General features: G+C 47.6%; 13 protein-coding genes. 2 read left to right on the plus strand and 11 right to left on the minus strand.

All coding sequences use genetic code 11. The features are described 5' to 3' along the window. Positions 1-35 precede the first annotated feature (35 nt). From QL234_RS15480 to QL234_RS15515, 8 genes are all read right to left on the minus strand, one after another. Complete coding sequence (locus tag QL234_RS15480; protein ID WP_281558722.1) at positions 36-812, minus strand: protein phosphatase 2C domain-containing protein; 777 nt, start codon at positions 810-812, stop codon at positions 36-38. Next, positions 812-1,534, minus strand: coding sequence for a type VI secretion system-associated protein TagF (tagF, locus tag QL234_RS15485; RefSeq protein WP_281558723.1), 723 nt, complete (start codon positions 1,532-1,534; stop codon positions 812-814). The genes QL234_RS15480 and tagF overlap by 1 nt, the downstream gene beginning before the upstream one ends. Continuing rightward, the gene (gene tssM, locus QL234_RS15490) at positions 1,516-5,061 is read right to left on the minus strand and encodes a type VI secretion system membrane subunit TssM (RefSeq protein ID WP_281558724.1); all 3,546 of its coding nucleotides are present in this window, start codon (positions 5,059-5,061) and stop codon (positions 1,516-1,518) included. The genes tagF and tssM overlap by 19 nt, the downstream gene beginning before the upstream one ends. Positions 5,062-5,135: 74 nt before the next feature. After that, positions 5,136-6,434 carry a type VI secretion system protein TssL, long form gene (gene tssL / locus QL234_RS15495; RefSeq protein ID WP_281558725.1) on the minus strand — a complete coding sequence of 433 codons (1,299 nt, stop codon included), beginning with the start codon at positions 6,432-6,434 and terminating at the stop codon, positions 5,136-5,138. Between the two features lie 69 nt (positions 6,435-6,503). After that, a complete protein-coding gene (gene tssK, locus QL234_RS15500; RefSeq protein ID WP_281558726.1) occupies positions 6,504-7,832 on the minus strand; it encodes a type VI secretion system baseplate subunit TssK in 1,329 nt (442 codons plus the stop codon). A gap of 45 nt (positions 7,833-7,877) precedes the next feature. Next, positions 7,878-8,351: a type VI secretion system lipoprotein TssJ gene (tssJ, locus tag QL234_RS15505; protein ID WP_281558727.1), complete on the minus strand. Its 474-nt coding sequence runs from the start codon at positions 8,349-8,351 to the stop codon at positions 7,878-7,880. 28 nt (positions 8,352-8,379) lie between these two features. Next, positions 8,380-9,705, minus strand: coding sequence for a type VI secretion system-associated FHA domain protein TagH (tagH, locus tag QL234_RS15510; RefSeq protein WP_281558728.1), 1,326 nt, complete (start codon positions 9,703-9,705; stop codon positions 8,380-8,382). 80 nt (positions 9,706-9,785) lie between these two features. Continuing rightward, a complete protein-coding gene (locus tag QL234_RS15515) occupies positions 9,786-11,771 on the minus strand; it encodes a serine/threonine-protein kinase (protein WP_281558729.1) in 1,986 nt (661 codons plus the stop codon). Between the two features lie 542 nt (positions 11,772-12,313). Here QL234_RS15515 and QL234_RS15520 point away from each other — a divergent pair. Both QL234_RS15520 and QL234_RS15525 read left to right on the plus strand, forming a co-directional pair. After that, entirely contained in the window at positions 12,314-13,216 is a 903-nt protein-coding gene (locus tag QL234_RS15520; protein WP_281558730.1) for an ABC transporter substrate binding protein, read from the plus strand. Between the two features lie 47 nt (positions 13,217-13,263). After that, positions 13,264-14,835 carry an ATP-binding protein gene (locus QL234_RS15525; RefSeq protein ID WP_281558731.1) on the plus strand — a complete coding sequence of 524 codons (1,572 nt, stop codon included), beginning with the start codon at positions 13,264-13,266 and terminating at the stop codon, positions 14,833-14,835. Here the strand turns inward: QL234_RS15525 and QL234_RS15530 are convergent. Genes QL234_RS15530 through QL234_RS15540 form a run of 3 tightly spaced genes read right to left on the minus strand, consistent with a single transcriptional unit; the run spans position 14,832 to position 18,611 of the window. Further along, a complete protein-coding gene (locus QL234_RS15530; RefSeq protein ID WP_281558732.1) occupies positions 14,832-15,644 on the minus strand; it encodes a hypothetical protein in 813 nt (270 codons plus the stop codon). The genes QL234_RS15525 and QL234_RS15530 overlap by 4 nt on opposite strands. Beyond that, positions 15,637-16,494, minus strand: coding sequence for a hypothetical protein (locus tag QL234_RS15535; RefSeq protein WP_281558733.1), 858 nt, complete (start codon positions 16,492-16,494; stop codon positions 15,637-15,639). The genes QL234_RS15530 and QL234_RS15535 overlap by 8 nt, the downstream gene beginning before the upstream one ends. Then, positions 16,494-18,611: a TonB-dependent receptor gene (locus QL234_RS15540; protein ID WP_281558734.1), complete on the minus strand. Its 2,118-nt coding sequence runs from the start codon at positions 18,609-18,611 to the stop codon at positions 16,494-16,496. The genes QL234_RS15535 and QL234_RS15540 overlap by 1 nt, the downstream gene beginning before the upstream one ends. Positions 18,612-18,615 lie beyond the last annotated feature (4 nt).

Below are 18,615 nucleotides of genomic sequence, written 5' to 3' on the forward strand. Positions count from 1 at the left end.
ATTTTTCTTTCGCAAAAGCGCTCCGCCCGCGCTTATCATTTATTAAAAAGCGGTATGGTGCTTTCATCATTGGCACGCGGGTTTAGCTCATTTTGCAGGCTGTTTTTTATCAGGATACAGGTGACATTATCCCGGGCATTCCTGACGAGCGAAGCATGCATCAAGGCCATACCGGCATCAATAATATTGCCCGAAAGCAAAGTATGCTCAATTTCAAAATCACTGACTTCTTTATTTAAACCGTCGCTGCATAACAAAAAGACATCACCGCTTTGCAGCTCGCCGCTTTTGATATCCACTTCTAATTTGCTATCTACCCCGACCGCCCGGGTAATGACATTCGCCAGCGGATGATGCTCAGCTTCTTCGGCGCGCAATAAACCTTCATCCACCATATCATTGACCTGGCTGTGATCTTTAGTGACCTGGCTGAACTGCTCATTTCGAAGCAGATAACCCCGGCTATCTCCGACCCAGAGCAGGTGATAGCGGTTATCACGGATCCATAAAATCACCACAGTGCTGCCGGCAACCTTGCCGGAAAATTCATTGGCGCTCATTAACTGCAGTTTATCGTTCGCCTGCTGCAGCGCTTGAGTCAAGAGTTCACAGCTCATTTGTTCAACCGGTACGGTTTCAACCACGCTTTGTATGGTATCTATCACCAGCTGACTGGCAACATCTCCCGCGGCATGCCCTCCCATTCCATCGGCAACTACCCAGATCCCCAATGAAGGCAACTCTAAAAATGCATCTTCATTGATTTTTCTTACCGTACCCCTATGAGTTTGCGCATGACTTGATTGAGCCATTATAATTCCTTTCTATATATTTCACTGGTATTCCAGTTTCGTTGTTGCCACTGGCCGTCCATCATGGCAACAAATTGGCTTACCTGGGGCAAGCCATCGGTAACAATAAAACAGGGCTCAACCAGTTCTGAGCCCAAAGTCCACCACAGACTGTAATTGCCAAAGTGGTGAAGATACTGATGATGAAGCAACTCAATCGGCTCGGGCGCCATTTCTCCCCGGATCACCCAGCCTTTTTTTATCTTATCTTCAGATTCAATATGGCTGATATCAATCTGCTTACCCGAGACCTGTTGCTGCTGTTTTTTAAGCTGCTCAAACCAGGGCTCAAGCTCAAAATCATCCTCCAAGACCTCTAGGATGACATTTTCAAAGCTGGCAGACCAGTTATTTTTATGCCAGGCCTGCAATGGCGAAACATTATGCAGCGCCGCCAGGGTAAAAGGAAAATGCCGGCTCACCTGATCCACACTGGGGATCACTGTGCCTAATACCCCGGATTCGCAGCACACGCCCGGTGATAAAGCAAAATGCCATACCGGACTGGTGAGGTAATATTCCAGCCAGTTATCCTTCACCTGCTCCCGACTCACCGCAACCACCGCCTGCAACCATTCATTCCAGTTTTTTAAAAAATCCGGATTAAAGTCACTTTGCACGAAATCTCCCCTGGCGGGGATTTTTCCGCAAAAACCCAAGTCCTTTATAACGTGGTCGGACATGAAAAGCCCTCCAGGTTTAACATCCAAAAGGGGTTGTTGACACTGTTGGGCATAAACTTAAGCTTGGCATTATAACCACTTAGGGTGATTTCTAACAAACCATCCGACTTAGTTTTTGGCCTTTCCCGGTTTAATTTGTCCAAAAAGCGAAATAATGACCATTCACCGGCATATTTGGCATTGATGGAGCGGCCGCCATTGGGTGGCGTAAAAGCAATCCGGGTTTCACTGTTGGCACTGGGACCCGGCCAGATAAACTGCTCTTTTCTCGGCGGCCCGTGACGGTAATTTAGCTGCTGACCGTCAATTTCCAGCATAAAAAGACTGACATTGCGATCCAGGGATTGCGGCTGCAGGCTGAAATTAATCCGGGGGGATTTCATGCCGGTTTCAAAAAAAGCCTCGCGGATTTTTTCCGTATTCTGGTACATGGTTAAAATATCCCGGCTGATGCCGATATCTTTGGTGAAATGCCAGGGTACCTGGCTGGTATCGACATAATCTTTTAAGTATTTGTGCCAGAACTTATCTAAAGTGCCCTGATAACCGAAAAAACGGCTAAAGTCCTTTAAGCGTACATCTTTGCTTGATTTGCGGTTAAAGGGATAGCGGCCGCTGATACCACGGCGAAACTCTGACAATACCTGGGATTTCCAGATACCGTTTAAGCGTTCGTTCTGGTTGGCCCGCGCCAGCCCTTTCGTCTGAGTCGCGATAGTATCGAGCCAGTTGGCCAGGGGGTATGGCATATCGACAATTTGCTCGGACAGTTCATCGCCCAGCTGCTCAAAATTACTTTCCAGGCGCTGGTTCATATAAGAGCTGGCCTGGCTGTTGCTCAAAGACACCTTATCGAGATTGCGGTTGATGGACCTTAAGATGCCCTGTACTTTATCCAGCTGCTGTAAATCTATCGCCAATAAATCGCTAAACGCCTGCTCAACTTCTTTGCCCGGTAAATCCAGATCGAGTTTAACGCCTTTATCCGGCAATAACCGGCTAAGGCGGGATTTTTTCGATTGAAAGGCAAGGTCGGTGGCATTTTTCACCACGCCCGCCGCTGCTTTTTCATTGTTCGAGAGCGGAATTTTCGTCAGCTGAACATTTTTTTTCACCGCGGCAATAATGCTTTTCACCGGGGCATCGGGACTGGATAAGGCGTGGGTGATTTTCGCCCCGTCCCGGGAATTGGCATAAGATTTCAACATCAGGTCGCTGAGAAAATCTTCCCAGTAAAAGATATAATCGCGGATATATTTCTGCTCCAGCTGTTCGGCAATATCAATCTTGGTATCTTCATCCAGGGTGTTGAGATCATCGCCATACACCCAGCTGTCTTCGATTAATCTTTTGATGACACGTTTTTTTTCTATGCTGAAAATACCGTGAAAACCGCTATAGGTGAATAATCCCGGGATCCCCTGATTAAAACTGCGGCCACTTTGAAAGGTAAAACCTTCCAGGCTGTCGGGAGATAAAATATCCACCAGTTTAAAATCCGGGATACTGCTTTGCATAAAATCGCTTTTCAACCTTTGATAAGCCCGCTCCACCAAAGGCAACATGGTCAGCGCCTCCCGGGCGTGGGCGACCACGTTTTCAGCGTAATCCTCCCCCCGCATACCCAGCTCAAGCGCGGTGGCCAGATGTTGATTAAGTTCGCTGCGGATACCGGCATTGATCTCGCCGGGAATATTACGGTCAAAATAGGCGGAAAACCAAATTTTGACATCTTCTTGCTGATAGTGGCCGGCATCATACAACATCAGGTAGATTTTTAAGGTTTCGTATAAATAATTAAGATGTAAGGCATTATTAGCCATTTCCTGGCTCAGGACTTTCATCAGGTAAGGAAAAAGATAACCCTGCAGCGCACGCTCATAGGCGGCGATGGCCGGTTGCTTTAACTTATCCCCCTGATAAAGCCCCATGGTACGGGCATCGACAAGCTGCTCGCCGTCATAACCGACAGGCAATGCCCTTAAACTGGTTAATCCTTTGGTTAAGGTGATAATTTCGGTGTCTTTATTTAAGCCGCCGTCGCTGACTTCCTGATAATGAAGGAGTGCCTGCTGAGTTTGATCCACCAGGCCACTGTTCCAGTCATAACTGCTCCACCAGGCAAAACTCAGCCCCAGGGTCAAAACGGAAGCGGCGGCGATAACACCCCGCCTGAGCAAGTTATTTTGCTTATCATGCTGGCGGTTGGTACTGGCAAGGTTTTTTTCCGGAAAAATCACCTCTTCGAGCAAGCCCTTGATAAAATAGCCCCTGACATGTTTAGCCGGTTGTGATTTAACCTGGTTCCTGACCCCGGTGGATAAATGGGCGCTCAGATGATCTATCGGCGTGCCTTCCTGGGTGGCGCTCGTCAGGTAGACCCCGCGCAGCATAGGCACTTCTTCATAGGCATTGGGGGAAAAGATTTCTTTTAAAAAATCATCGGCAGCACTTTGCAATAACCTCAGCTGCTTGGGAAACTCGTAGATAATCGCACGGCGATCCAGATCCCTTTCCACCTTTAACCGGGTATTGATACGGGCATTGAGGTTTTTCAGCAAACCATGGAATTCTTTATTAAAGCCGCTGACCGTACTGCCCTGCTCATCCTGCCCTTTGAGATCAAAAGTGATCCCCCAGATCTGCTCGCAATCTTCTTTGGCAAAATCATCAAAGAATTCATTAAAGCCCGCCACCAGATCCGACTTGGACAAGAGCACATAAACGGGAAAGGTCATGCCCAGCTGGTTCTGCAATTCCTGCAGCCGCTGCTTGATCGCCCGGGCATGCAGGTTGCGCTCGGTTTTGGTTTGGTTAAGCAGCTCCGCCATACCCATAGAAATGATCACGCCGTTGATGGGACGCAGCGGCCGAAATTTTTTCAATAACCCCAAAAAACCCTGCCAGGCCCGGGCATCCTGTTTGGCATGGCTGTCTTGCGTGGTATAACGCCCGGCGGTATCTATCAGCACCGCTTTATTGGTAAACCACCAGTCGCAGTGCCGGGTGCCGCCGACCCCCTGGATCATGTCGATGCCCATTTTTTCCTTTAACGGGTACTCCAGTCCGGAGTTTTGTATCGCCGTGGTTTTACCCGACCCCGGCGGCCCTACCATGATATACCAGGGCAGTTCATAAATGCCCTTATTCTTCTCAAACCGGGTATTTTTCAAAATCTCGATGGCCTGGGCCATTTTTTTATGCAGCAGATCAATTTCCGTTTTTGCCCTGTCTTCCGCCGAACCGCCGTCGGCTTCTTCACCATTGATCAGGTTATTCACCACCTGCTCGTTCTTTTTCTTATCCTTGGCTTTAAAGCTCAGGTTAAACGCCCCCCAGGTAATAACAATCAAGAGCAGGACGATAATGCGCGCTGACGGACTCAACAGAGGTTCATAACCGGCAATGGCGATCAGCGGCCCGCCAAACCAGATCAGCAGTGCTAAACAAATCAGGCCCAAAGCGGTGATCAGCACTTTGGGTTTAAGTTTTGACAAATATTTTTTACTTGTTTCTTTAAACGACATGTTGCATTCCCTTAATGACGATTAAAACATCCCGGTTTATAAATGGTGGTAAAGCGGTGCATTAAAGCCGCCTGTTAAAGCAATAAATCTATCTCGATCCGCCGGTTCAATGAACGGTTCTGATCACTGGTATTTTCAACCCTGGGCTCTGACTCCCCGCGTCCTTCCGGCCAAAGCCGCCCGCTTAAAGAAGCATTATTGGCAAGAAAGTTTCCGATGGCCGTGGCCCGGGCCAGCGACAAGTGCCAGTTGGACGGGTATTTAGTGGTAAAAATCGGGTCGTCGTCGGTGTGGCCGGTGATCAAGATCTTGCCGTCGGTGCTTTCCAGGGTACGGGCAATTTTTGCCAGTATCGCTTCAAAGTCGGCCCTGGGCTGGGTACTGCCGGAAGAAAACAGCACCCCGGCGCCGATGCGGATGCGCACCCGATCAGGCAGTTGCTCAACATCAAGCAACTGGCGCTGGATTTCCGTTTGCAACAGTTGCTGCAGCATCAGGGCTTCATCGCGGCTAAGACTTTGCAGATCTTCCCGCCCCACCTGCTGCCAGGGCACTAAAGATACCAGCTGCTTATAAACATTCGAGGAATAATTATTGATGTTGTAACTAAAGGCCATATAGATAAAGAGCAGCAAAACGCCAAACAGCGCCCCGGTAACCCACAAGGGAAACGGGTGCTGGAATTCATGGTGCTGCACCACCCGCTCCCGCCAGCCGGGAGATAGTTCCCGGTAGCTATCCCCTTTAAAGCTTTGTACCGCCTGGTAACATTTATCCCTTAAATCTTCGAGCTTTTTTTCTCCCTGGTCTTCGATGCGCATTTTCCCGACAAAACCTAAGGAGAGGCACAAATACATAAGTTCGAGCAGGGGATGTTTTGCTGCCGGATTTTGCAGCGCCCCTTCAAGCAGGGTATAAAAATATTCCCCGCCAAAGGCTTCATTGTGAAAGGTGGATAGCAGGCTATCCGATGCCCATAAGCTGTTGCCGCCCCAGGAAGTGTTGAGTACGGTTTCATCCAGGAAACTGCACAGGCAATAACGGGCAGACTCGATATCTTCCGTATTGATATTATGAGTTCTTAACAGCTGTTCATAATGTTTGATCAGCTCAATACATTGCACTTTTAAGGTTTTGATATCCTCATGTTGCTCGGTATTGCGGATCTGGGCACAGATGGATAACAAGGTACCAGCACAGTCCACCAGGGGGTTAGCGGCTATGGTCAGTATTGAATTTTGCGCCCGGCTCTCGCCGCTGTTTTCTTCAAAAACGGTTTTGCCGTCATCGGCCGTCGCTTCCTTGCTGACAGGCTTACTGCCAGAGCCTGCTCCCCGTCCCGGACGGGGTTTTATTATGGTTTTATCATTCATGGCAAATCATCCTTACTCGCTGAAATCTTCCTTAATCCCTGTTCACGAAAACCCAAATAGGATTTTGGGCTAGTTATTAATCGCCCACAACTCCAGCGCTAATTCAGGATAATTTCCGGACAAATGCAAGGCAATGCCGCCGCTGCTGGCAAGCTTTAACCAATGACTGTTGGACTTATCCAGTTGGAAATAATGATAACCGGCATGATAAGGCACCTGCCGCGGCGCCACGGGTAAACTTGTGATCCCTATGCCCGGCAACTGGTTGTTGACCAGGTCACGGATGGTTTCTACCGCACCTATCTTGATTTGTCCCGGCAGGCGGTTACGAATTTCTTCATGGGGCAAACTGGCTTTAACCGCCAGGATAAACTCTGCCCGTTTAAGCAAGTCTTTGTCATTAAGCACCGCCAGGTAAACACCGAATTTACTCTTCTCTAACGGCAGCTCAATGGCGGTTTGTTCAAGCACACTGCTTAAGCCCTGGTTAACGATCACCATCACATTGCTAAAGATATAGGTTAAATTGTCGTGCTGATAACGGGGTAATTTGGCAGTGCGTTTATCTGGCGAGCTAAAGGTGGAAAGCTCGCCGGAAAAAGCCAGCAAACAGGTATAAAGCTGCTGGGGGTGCAAACCTGTGGCACTGGCATAATGCTCGAACAGCGGCTGGTATTTATTTAACAGCTGCAACATTAAAAAATCGGCAATGGAGCTGGAGCTGCCTTGTGCCTGAGACAACCTGGCGGCAATGGCATCCGCCCTTTGATGTATCATACCCAGTATTTCCCGGGTAAGGTTTGCCAGCGCCGGCATATGATCAAGCACCATGCAGGGGGGAATAAACTTTTTATCCAACCGGATAGCCCCCTCTTCAGAGACATCTGAAATACGGGCAACGGCAATGCTGAGATAGCCGGCCCTGTCTTCACTTTGCAGTTTCAGCTGACAGTTGAGTTTTGCCACCTGCAACACTTCCATGGCATCCGAGCCGATACTGGTATCGACAATATGATGATCGGTATAATTATACCGGGTGATCTGCTTATCCTCGGCGCAGGAAATATTCAAGCCCGTACTTTTGCTGACCGGCAGTACTAAATAGATCAGCTGGTCACTGGTGCCCGGTGCTATGGTGATGGCCTCGGGCAGCGGGCTTTGCTCCGGCAGAAGTGCCAGGGTATTGTCCTGAAAAACACATTCAATGTTATCCAGGCGAAACTGCCCCAAAGATAACAGCGCACTGTCTATTTCCAGATTAAAAACGCCCCAGGCAAAAGGGTTGATACGGGTATTGATACTGGCATGCTGAAACTGCAAATATCTTTCTTGCTGCTGCATATGTTGCGGGCGCAGGAACATGCCTTCTGTCCAGGCCACCGGGTTAAAGTCACTCATGATTTCCCTGTCTATTTTCGCTTAACTTCAAACGGATTAAATGGATTATTTTTTAATGGCATATACCGCCAGCTTTTCAATATTCATCACCACATTGTCATAACCGGTCGGCTCAACTTCGACCACGGCACGCCACCTGGCACTGTCGATATCGCGATATGCCACCACAACCCCGACATAACGGGCATTTTTATTGAGCTCCATTTTGTACTCGATATTGCCGTCCGGTTGTAATTCCAGCTCGTCTTTTTTGATTAAGTCAGGACCGAGCACATGCTCCGGCGATTCATACAAGGTAAAAAAATCCTGGGTATCAAAGATGGTTCTCGAGGACAGTTCGAATACTTTCACCACCACAGGCGAAGGGCGGCCACTGAGATCGGGATTGACATCGCCGGCGGTATGGAAGGTAATATCGGTAGAAGGCGGCACTATGGCATTTATGGTAGAGCATCCTGCTACCAGAAAAACACTGCCGGCGACCCATAGACTCAATAACGATTTTTTTAACATGTTCATTTTTTCAACCCATTTCACTGTTTGCAAATTATAAAGATTTAATTTTTTTATCGTACGCCCGGATAAAATCATCCGATAAAACTCCCCCCTGCCCGGCCTGCTCCTGTACCAGATCCTGATGCAGGCTTTGATATATTTTCCAGTAACGCAGCTGCTTTTGTCCCGGCACAATTTTATCCAACGGCGAGGGCCTGAAATCCCGGCTGGCAATCACTTCGGGATCCAGCTGGCTTAACACCCCTTCTATCGCTCCGACAGTGCCGGCGGTGAGGGCAATATCATGTTTTCGGATATCATCAAAAGCTTCGCTTATTGCCCGTTTGGAAGACAAAAAGCTTTTACTGCTGCGCAGAAAAAGATTCTCAAAGACATCATCGATAGAGGCGGAAAATTTCAGCGGATTATTTTCCTGTTGCTGGAAGGTGGTCTGGTTGACACGAAATTCGTGCTTAAGGGACGCCCGGCTGCGTAAGGAGTCCATTAATCCGGCAAGCAAAAGCTGCATCGCCTGACCCATTTGATAGAGCAGTTCATCACTTAGCTCCTGTGGCAGCACTTCGGGTGAAATCCCCAACCCTTTAACAAAAGCTTGTAACCCTGCCGGCGAAGAGGCGGTGTGATTTTTGTTATTGCTCCCTTTGACGGCCGTTGATGCTTCCGCCTTAGCAGCCACTTGCCCGGTGTCATCTGCCATTCTCGTACTCACCGGCTCAGCCGCCGGTATTGCCTGCTCTGCTTTTGAAAAATGTCCGCTAGTGCCCGACTCTTCCCCCTGCCCTGATGCGGTTTTGCCAAGCAGTTCAAGCTCCCACTCTTTGGGGATTGCCGCCTGGGGCAAAGAGAAATGATCATCAAGCTCTGTCTGTACCTCAGGTAAAGCAACCTGGCTGTTAACCGCCTTCTGCTCGCTTGTCTGTAATGTTTCGCCAAAGACACTGCCGACGGCAATACCGCTGCCCACAGGGGTAGCGGGTGCCGATACAGGCGTTTCAGCCTGCGCTGCTGCTTCTTTTTCAAATATGTGTTCAGCTGCCTGTTCCAGCAGGCTGACGCTGATTTCATAATCGCCAAAAGCAAGTAAATCACCGTCACAAAGCAGATAGGCTTTATCTTTGCCCAGGGCTTCAACAGCCCGGTTAATATAAAGGCCGTTGGTGGAGAGATCATAAATCACAAACCCCTGCCCCTGCCTTTCAATCCGGGCATGGGTGCCGGAGACGACCTTTTCAGGATCCGGCAAGTGCCAGTCATTTTTTTCAGAGCGGCCAAAGGTGATGCCATCGCGAACCCGTTTTTTTGTAACTTGCTCGGGAGAGAGACGGTGATAGCTGACAATTTCAAATTCTAATTCCATTTAGCTTCCATTATCCTTAACTTTTCTGATATGACTTAGGGTGTATATGTGCAACTAAAATGTCATAACTACACCCGGGTTTATAACACCGAAATCTGGTTGATCTGGTCGTAAAGTTCATTGCCCCTTTTCACCAGCTTTTGCGCGGCCTTATAATGTTTTTTGTCCATTAATAAATTTGCATGACGTAAATATAAACCGGCAATACGTTTCTCAATGGTAACTAACGGCTCAAAATCAGCCGGCAAAAGCTTGGCCAGCTCAGCAACACTTTCGTCTATTAACGTCAACTGGGTATGATCTTCTATTCCTTGCAACTCAGCACTGAACTGCTCAAAGGTTTTTTGATAAAAAATCTCGGCCGCCTGGTAGGGATAATCCGCCGCCCGGCCGTTGGCAATTTTTTCATTATAAGCGGCTAACTTGGCTACCGAAGTTTTCATGCTTTTACCAAATGCCAGCAAAGACTCCGCCTCGGGCACATGGTTAAAAACCAATTCGCCAACACCAATCAATACCGTGATTTCATTGACATCATGGTCCAGCAATGCCCGGTCAAAGTTTTCCTGATATAAGATAAAGGCCTGCTCGTCCGGTTGGAATTCAAAACCGGTATCGAGGAAATTTAAATCTTCCACCAGACGGGGGATATGGTTATCGCCGCTTTCCTGATAACGTCCCTGCACCAACAATAAATTTAACCTTTCCGCCAGGGCATCAACAATAGATAAACGGCTGGTTCTTTGCCCGTCCAGCATTTGCATTAAGCGCATGGAATCGGGGAAAATCACCAGGGCATCGGCAAGAATAACTTCGATATCATCATAATTTTTATAGACGCCATGGGGATCTTTGGGCACTTGCTCTATCCTTTGCTCGACAATATCAATAATTTTTTGTTGATGTGATCTTAATAACCCTTGCTTGATCAGGGCATGCTCGCGGGGAATATCATCCAGCCGCGCCAACAACTCCAGCGTGGTGAGTTGCTCGAACGTCGACAGCTGCGCCTGCTTGCTGGTATTTTCCGCCACCCCCTGACTGAGACTTTTTATGGTTTGCTCCTGTGTTTGATACACCTGGAGGACACCGAAAAAAACGATAAGCCCCGCAGCCGTTGCCAGGATTTTCGGCCACAGGCAACGGGAAAACACCTTAAGCATTTCATTAACATCGCCTGAGCGCTCGGCTTTATTCAGCGCCAGGCCTTTTTTCAGGGTCAGCCAGTAATAAAAATTGATATGTTTAGGTTTAACTAAGGGAATTTTCTTGGGATCAACCTTATTGGCGGCAACCCGTTGATACGGATGTTTGCCCGTCAACAGTTCATAGATAATACAGGAAAAGGCATAAATATCATCGGCAATACAAGGCGGCTCTCCCTCCAGTTGTTCCAGGCTGGCATAAGCCGGGGTATAACCGCTATGAGGGGTAGTATGTTGCTTATCCGGCATGGCATATTGATCAACATTTAACTGCATTGCCCGGGCAACGCCAAAGTCGAACACTTTAATATCTCCCCCCCGGGTCAGGATGATATTGGAAGGTTTTAAATCGGTATGCACTATGCCGACTTTATGGGCATGAATTAACGCGGCGGCGATCTGCTGCAGTAATTTCAACACCCCTTTAAAAGGCAGACCTAAAGGTTTAGAACGCTTAATCACCTGATCCAGCGGCTCACCGTCCAACCATTCCATCACCATAAAGTGATAATCACCGTCGGCATCGACATCGTATACCCGGATGATATTGGGATGCGAAAGTTGCTGGGTTTTTCTTGCCTCTTTGATCAGCAGTTGTTTGGCTTCGCTGCGCTGGCTAAATTCTTGTTGTAAGACTTTAATCGCAACATAAGGCTCATCTATGCCTTCGGCTTCAAGGTGCAAATCTTTAGCGCGATAAATATCGCTCATACCGCCATTACCGATTTGCGATTCGATCAGGTAGCGATTGTTAAAACATTTGCCCACCAAATTGATGTGCACTTGGGTTTTATTCGAGGTGATCCCGGCAACCAGGGTTTTATCATCGGCAACAGGGGTGCCCGGGTTATGCTTTTCCATGTTTAATCACTTCCTTGTGTGGCTCGGCTTTGCTCACTGTTTGCTCTTTTTTTTAAAAACAGCTGAGCATTTTTTGAGCTAAATTAACATTGGTCAATAACGGCTAAAATACCACCAACATTCTGCTCCTTTAATAAACAAAAAACAAGACAGGTGTTTATTTTATTGGTTATTTTTCAGATGATTTCCGGCATTTTTTCATGACAAACAAAAGAAACTTCGCCGGGTTCGCTGCTTGAATAAGCTTGATAGAAAAGCATAGACCAGCTAAATCACAATGCCATTTTTACCTGCACTTATTCTGTGACCTTTTTAGCGGTAATTTTTTAATCCGCTTATTGCAAGCAAAACCAATACAGACGATAATACCCGCTTAAGGGGTTAAATTTATTATCATTATAAGCAGGTCTATGCTTTTCATTTGATAGTCATTTTTAACCCGATCACATAATAGTAAGTATCAACGCTCGCAGGCTCCCTGCGCTATTGTGACAATGAAACTCAAGTAGTGAGTAGGCTGTAACTTATAAATGGAACACTAAGTGAAGTGGATTCATCGCGCTAAATTTTTAACCTTGCTTTTGCTCGCCTGTTGCTTTTTCAGCCAGGCAGAGTCACTCACTGTGGTTTACCCTGAAGTCAAAGCGCCCTATGACAAAATATTCCAGCAAATCACCCGGGGCATAGCCGAAGAAGCACAGGAAGAAATCCTGGAAATCAAGCTGTCGCATAAGTTCGATCCCGATGATGCGGCAGATAAAATCACCACGGATAAAGTGATCGCTTTAGGCAAACGCGGCTTGCAGGTTGCCCGGAAAATCTATAAGGACAAACCTGTCGTCGTCGGCGCGCTACCGATCAGACCCAATGGCATCTCCGGAGTGAGTTTAACCGCAGATCCCGATGAGCTATTTGATTATTTGCATGAACTTGCCCCGGAAATCACTAAAGTCACGGTTTTATATACGCCGGCTTCCGCCTGGGTCATAGATGATGCCAGGGAAAAGGCTAAAGCCAAGGGACTGAGTTTAAATGGCATCAAGGTTGAAAATATCCGGGAAGCGGTAAAAGCCTATGACAGAATTTTTGCCCGGGAAGATTTGACCAAAACCGCCATCTGGCTGCCGTTAGATCCCATTACCGCCAACGATAAAATTATCGTACCTGTGATCCTGGAAAAAGCCTGGAGCAATAAAATTGTCGTCTTCTCCAGCAAGCCCAACCATGCCAAACGCGGTGCGTTATTTTCCGCCATTCCCAATAATGAGTTGTTAGGACGCCAGTTAGTGCGCCTGGTAGAGAAAATCAGCGCACAACCGCTGCCGTCGATAGTTAACCCCCTAAAAACCGTTAAGCTGGCGGTAAACCTGAGAACCGCGGCGCATTTGGGTTATGAATATGGCTCAGGAAAACGTTCCGGATTCGCGTTAACTTTCCCCAAGTAATGATGTTTTTACCGATATTGAGATGTAGATAAAGTTGTAGATGTAGCATGAGCCAAAAGAATCAAACAAAGTCTATTGCCAACAAAAGCATTAAAAGCCTGGTTATCAGCTTTATGGTGATCAGTATTACCTTAATGACCATAGCCATGGGGATAGTAACGGCAATCGGTGTTAACCAGCAATCCAGGGATCTGATGTTAAATAACGCTTTCCAGATCACCGAAGGGCTGGCAAAACAGGCGGTATTTTCTATTCTTTCCGGCTCGAATCAAAATGCCCACGATGCCATGAAACAGGTCCAGGGCTTTCAATCGGTATTGGCTTCAAGTTTATTGCTTGAAGATCAAAGTGTGTTTTTAACCATGGGCAGCTACCCGGATCATTTTAATGTCACCCTGGACGCCGTCGATCAAACCTCCGTTATCGTCGAAACCAATAATTACTGGCTGATCCGCACCCCGGTAGAAGTGATCGCCGAACTCGGCTCGGATGAAGAAAGTGAATTTGAGCTCGAAAGCATCTCCCTTGAAGAGCAGGTCATAGGTTATGCCGAGGTGATTTACAGCAAGGAGAACCTGAGCCAGGCGCAAAACCAGGTCGCTATGCTGATCACTATCGTCGGCAGCATTTCCGTGGTTTTGCTCAGCCTGATCCTCCATACCGGTTTGCAAAAATTATTTAAACCTTTGGGCCAGCTGGCGCAAACCATGCAGCAGGCGAAAAAAACCGGCGAGCATCTGTTGGCACAAGTTTACGGCGCCAAAGAAATCCGTAATATGGCCAGCTCCTATAACAGCATGATGAAAGTGCTCGACAGCCAGGAAGATGATTTAAAAGAGCACAGGGATCAGCTGGAAAAAGAGGTGGCAGTGCGCACCCGCGAGCTGGTACAGGCAAGAGACTCAGCCTTGACCGCCAGCCGCCATAAATCGGAATTTATGGCCAATATGAGTCATGAATTGCGCACCCCTATTCAGTCGATTATCGGCTATGGCGAACTGGTCACGGAAGAACTTGAACTTGAGGGCAACTTTGACTTGATCGACGATATGGATAAGATCGCCAAAAACTCACAGCGCCTGTTGCTGATGATCAACAGCCTGCTTGATCTTGCAAAAATTGAAGCCGGCCGGGTGGAAGTCAACAATATCGAAATTACGGTAGATGAATTAAAAGCCAACCTTACCGATACCATAGTGCCGCTGGCGCAAAGAAATAATAATGAATTTACCATCAAGCAGCTCAGTAATATCAAGCTGTTATATCTTGATAAAGAAAAGCTTGAACAGACACTGCTAAACTTACTCAGCAATGCCTGTAAGTTTACCGAAAACGGCCAGGTTACCCTGACCATCTACAACGATAACCAGCAGATCTATTTTGACATAGTCGATACCGGTATCGGTTTAAGCAAAGAGCAGCAAAAATATATTTTTGACGAGTTCCGCCAGGTGGATGCCAGCCAGTCACGTAAGTTCAGCGGCACCGGCTTGGGTCTGGCAATCTCCAAACGTTTTATCGAAATGATGCAGGGACGGATCACTGTGGTGAGCGAGCTCGAACAAGGAGCCAGATTTACCGTGGCGCTGCCGCTGCAACGCCTGCTATCTCACGGTTAATCTTCTACCGGCCGGGGGGCAACACCGGTATAACGGATGTCGGTGCATTTTAACGGCAAAAAAGAATTCGGGGATTGCTCTTCCATATCCCGGTAACAGGCCACAGCACCGCCTATTACCGCAAATGTTTTCAGCTTATAGCCTTCGTTCGGGGTAAAGCCCTGATCGAGTAAAAATGCCGAGGCATAACCGCCGCTGTTAATGGTCAGCGAAAAATGCTCATCAAGATATTCGCTTAATTTTTTCGCAAAAGCCAGGTACTTGCCCTGGGGAATATTGAGTTTCTCCTGAAAGTCCTCATAAGGTTTTAACCTTTCATCATCCTTGTCTATCGGACGGGCAAAACCGACAATAATAGGTTTGCCGTTTTTCATTCTGGCCCGGGCAATAATTTTTTCAAAACCACTGCCTTGTTCGTGCTCCTGATAAGCCTGTTGCAAGAAACTCATACAACTATAAGATGTCTGTCCTCCGCCATAGGCCCTGGAGTCCGCCGATAAAATAGCAGCACTGGCCGCAGCCACCACAGAAGCATTGGTATCACCGGCATAAGCGCTGATTTGGTTACACCAGATGCGGCTATCGGGATAACTTACCCCCATAAAATTAACTTCAACCCAGTCGGCAACATTACGCGCCACCAGCTTGCCGGTTGCATTTAAAATATTAAGCTGCATTAAAGAAACTTTGCCCATCAGCTCATTCATCAATGAATGTCCCTGGCAATTAACATCTCCGCCGCCCTGCCAGTGTCCTACCCGGCTAAAAATCTGATTATTGCGCTTATCCCAGTACTCGGTATTACTCATCGGTTTTCGCTTTCTCTGTGTCAATCTCAGGGGCATAGATATGCTGTTCATCACTAAGCATAGGAATTGCCGTGATCGGTTTATGGGTTTGCTCAACCCCGTGGGCTAAAATGCCCGGTGCGCACAGCAGCTGGAACAAACCGCAACCCTGACGGGGGGAAATACCCAGCTGACAAAATACCGTGGCGGCAATACCGGTTTTAAGCCAACCCATCTCATGAGCTTTTAAAGCCTCAACAATCGCCTGCCCGAAGGCAATAAAACCTGAATCAGATTCTACGTCATTAAAAATCTGGATTGCCAGACTTGCTGCAAATGCATCGATAGCGCCATAACTGTTGCCAAATCCGGGGATAAGGTGGAACTCTCCCTGGGTAGTTTGATGCTGGCTTGTTTCGAGTAATCTCCTCACCAGCTCTTTCGCCGATTTATCCTGGTTTTCCTGCAGAAAAACCATCGCCTGTTCAACTTCTTTGGCGCCATTGGATTTTCCCCCTAACACCGACAAACCAACAGGCAACAAATGTTCGACATTGGCTTTACTGACACCGGCAACCATAGCGGCTTTTACCGCGGGATGCCTTGGCCCGGGATTGATCAAGCCCACCATCAGCTGTTCTAATAATTTCACCTTATCCGCAGATGGCAACTCTCCGGTAAAGAGCAACAACAAGGTTTCAACAAAAGACTTTTTAGCCATTAACTCCAGCACATCATAACCGTGTAAATAAGCCGCTTTGGTGATATACGGATTATGCTCACTGGGCTGCTCTAATAAAATATCGGTTTGTGCTTTATCGGCGTAAACAAAATCTTTTTTTTCCTGCCTTTTTTTTTCGGCGTCTGTCATCAGAAATAAACCCTCATTTCACCCAGCCAGGTACGTCCAGACAAAGGCAAGTCATCGGGAAGGTTCACCGTCTGCCCGTTATTTAACGAAGGCTCACGGGCGTCCTGATCAAAAACATTTTTTACGATCAAGGCAAACTCCAGATCTTTATCACTTGGTTGCCAGCGCAAAGTCATATCGGTGAGCACATAATCATCGAGGCTGCTGCGCATATCCTGTTCATCCCTTTTACGGTCCCTGACCCAGTTATTGCGCATATGAGCTCTGAATTCATCGGAGATCTTCCAGTCCAGCTGCAGGTAAAACTGACTTTGCGGTACAAAGGCGACATCACTGTCGGTTAAGTCATTGGTGGCTTTGGACCAGACAAAATTACTGGCCAGTTTCAGCTGCTTATTGATTTGCCAGTTAACTTCAATTTCCGCGCCGTAACCTTCCTGCTCACCATAGTTTTGTGCGGTTTTGGAATTGGCGCCAACATCCGGCACAAACTGGATAATATCACTCCATTTATAACGATAAAAACTCCATACCGTACCAAAGCCGGACTGGGGGTGATAATCAAACGCCAATTCCACCGTTTCCATTTCTTCTGGCTGTAAATCGGGATTTCCCAGGGTAACCGGGTTATTGATATTACCGGTTTCGGCAAATGAAGGAGCCCTAAATGCCTTACCATACAAGAGTTTGGTCGATAGGTTTAAGCTGGTTGACCATACCAGGGCCAGCCTGGGGTTGGTGGTGTTACCAAAGTCGGTATAATCATCAAAACGCACCCCGGCCGTTAATTCCCAGTCATTGGCAAAGTTCCAGATATCCTGGATAAAAGCGTAATGATTCTCCCGGTCGGTTTCCTTTAAAAACACATAATCGGTATCAGAAACATCAACCACAGGACTGCCCGGCGGCAGCAGATTGCCATCCGGCCCCCTGGAAAAGTTTTTCGACTCTTTAACCTTGTATAAATCGCCCAAATGATAACCCAGGCCAAAACGCAAGGTATGGTTTTCTATGCCGGTATATAAACCGGCGGCATTAAACCGGGTATGACGTTCAAATACTTCCGGATTACCGATAAAACCGTCGGGATAAAGGGTACCGCCGATCACCGCACCGGCAGGATAAATAGTGTAGTTATTTTTGATATCTTGCGAGGTGGTAAAATAACTGCCTTGTACATCCAGGGTAAAACTCTCCGTTAACGCCTTCTTGTAGTTAACATCAAGATTCCAGCGCTCGCTGGCCTTATTGGCCTCGGGATCTAACGCTTCAGCCAGGCCTGCACCTATGCCGCCATTGGTTCTTCTTTGCAAACCACCGCGCACGGTCCAGTCCTGATATTTTATCTCACCGCGAAAGTCCAGGTTTTCCGTACCTAAGCTCAACTGCCCCGGGGCATGAGAGGCATTGGTGCCGGTAGCATTATCAATCCTGGTTTGGGTATCCGAGGCAATGGTTTTATCCGAACCGTCAGTTTTATGGTATTCCAGGGTTAAGGAGTATTCCAGTGACTCCAGCTTGTCGGCGACGGCCAACCAATAATCCTGGGTAGATTGTTTGCCGGCCCGGGCAGCAATTTCATTTTGCTTAATATCATCGGCATTTTTAATGACGATATTGATGACACCGGAAAAGGCATCCGCGCCGTATACCGCGGAGCCCGGACCACGGATCACTTCGATTCGGGCAATGGCTTCCACCGGCATGCCCAACCAGTTTTGGTTGCGGTTACCCAAAAAGGTATTGGTTATAGGCACGCCGTTTATCAGCATGAGTACCTGGGGATTATAAATACTGTGGACACCACGAAAGGTATAAATAGGCAGATAGCTGTTGGCTAAACGGGTGACATGCAAACCGGGTACGGTTTCCAGGACATCGTCAATATCAGTCGCCCCCATGTTTTTGATCTGCTCTGCGGTATAAACACTGGCAATGGCCGGTGCTTTATAGATCTGGGTCTTGATGCCGGTGGCAATTTCCACCATCTCTTCACTGCCGTAAAAGTCATCAAAAAACTCATCATCGGCAGAGAATTCATCGGCGGTGTACAATTCAGCCGATACAGGAACCGCTAACGCGCATAATACAACAAGAGAGACTGTTTTTCTTATCATTTTA

Source organism: Thalassomonas sp. RHCl1 (assembly GCF_947387555.1).
Taxonomy (GTDB): Bacteria; Pseudomonadota; Gammaproteobacteria; order Enterobacterales; family Alteromonadaceae; genus Thalassomonas.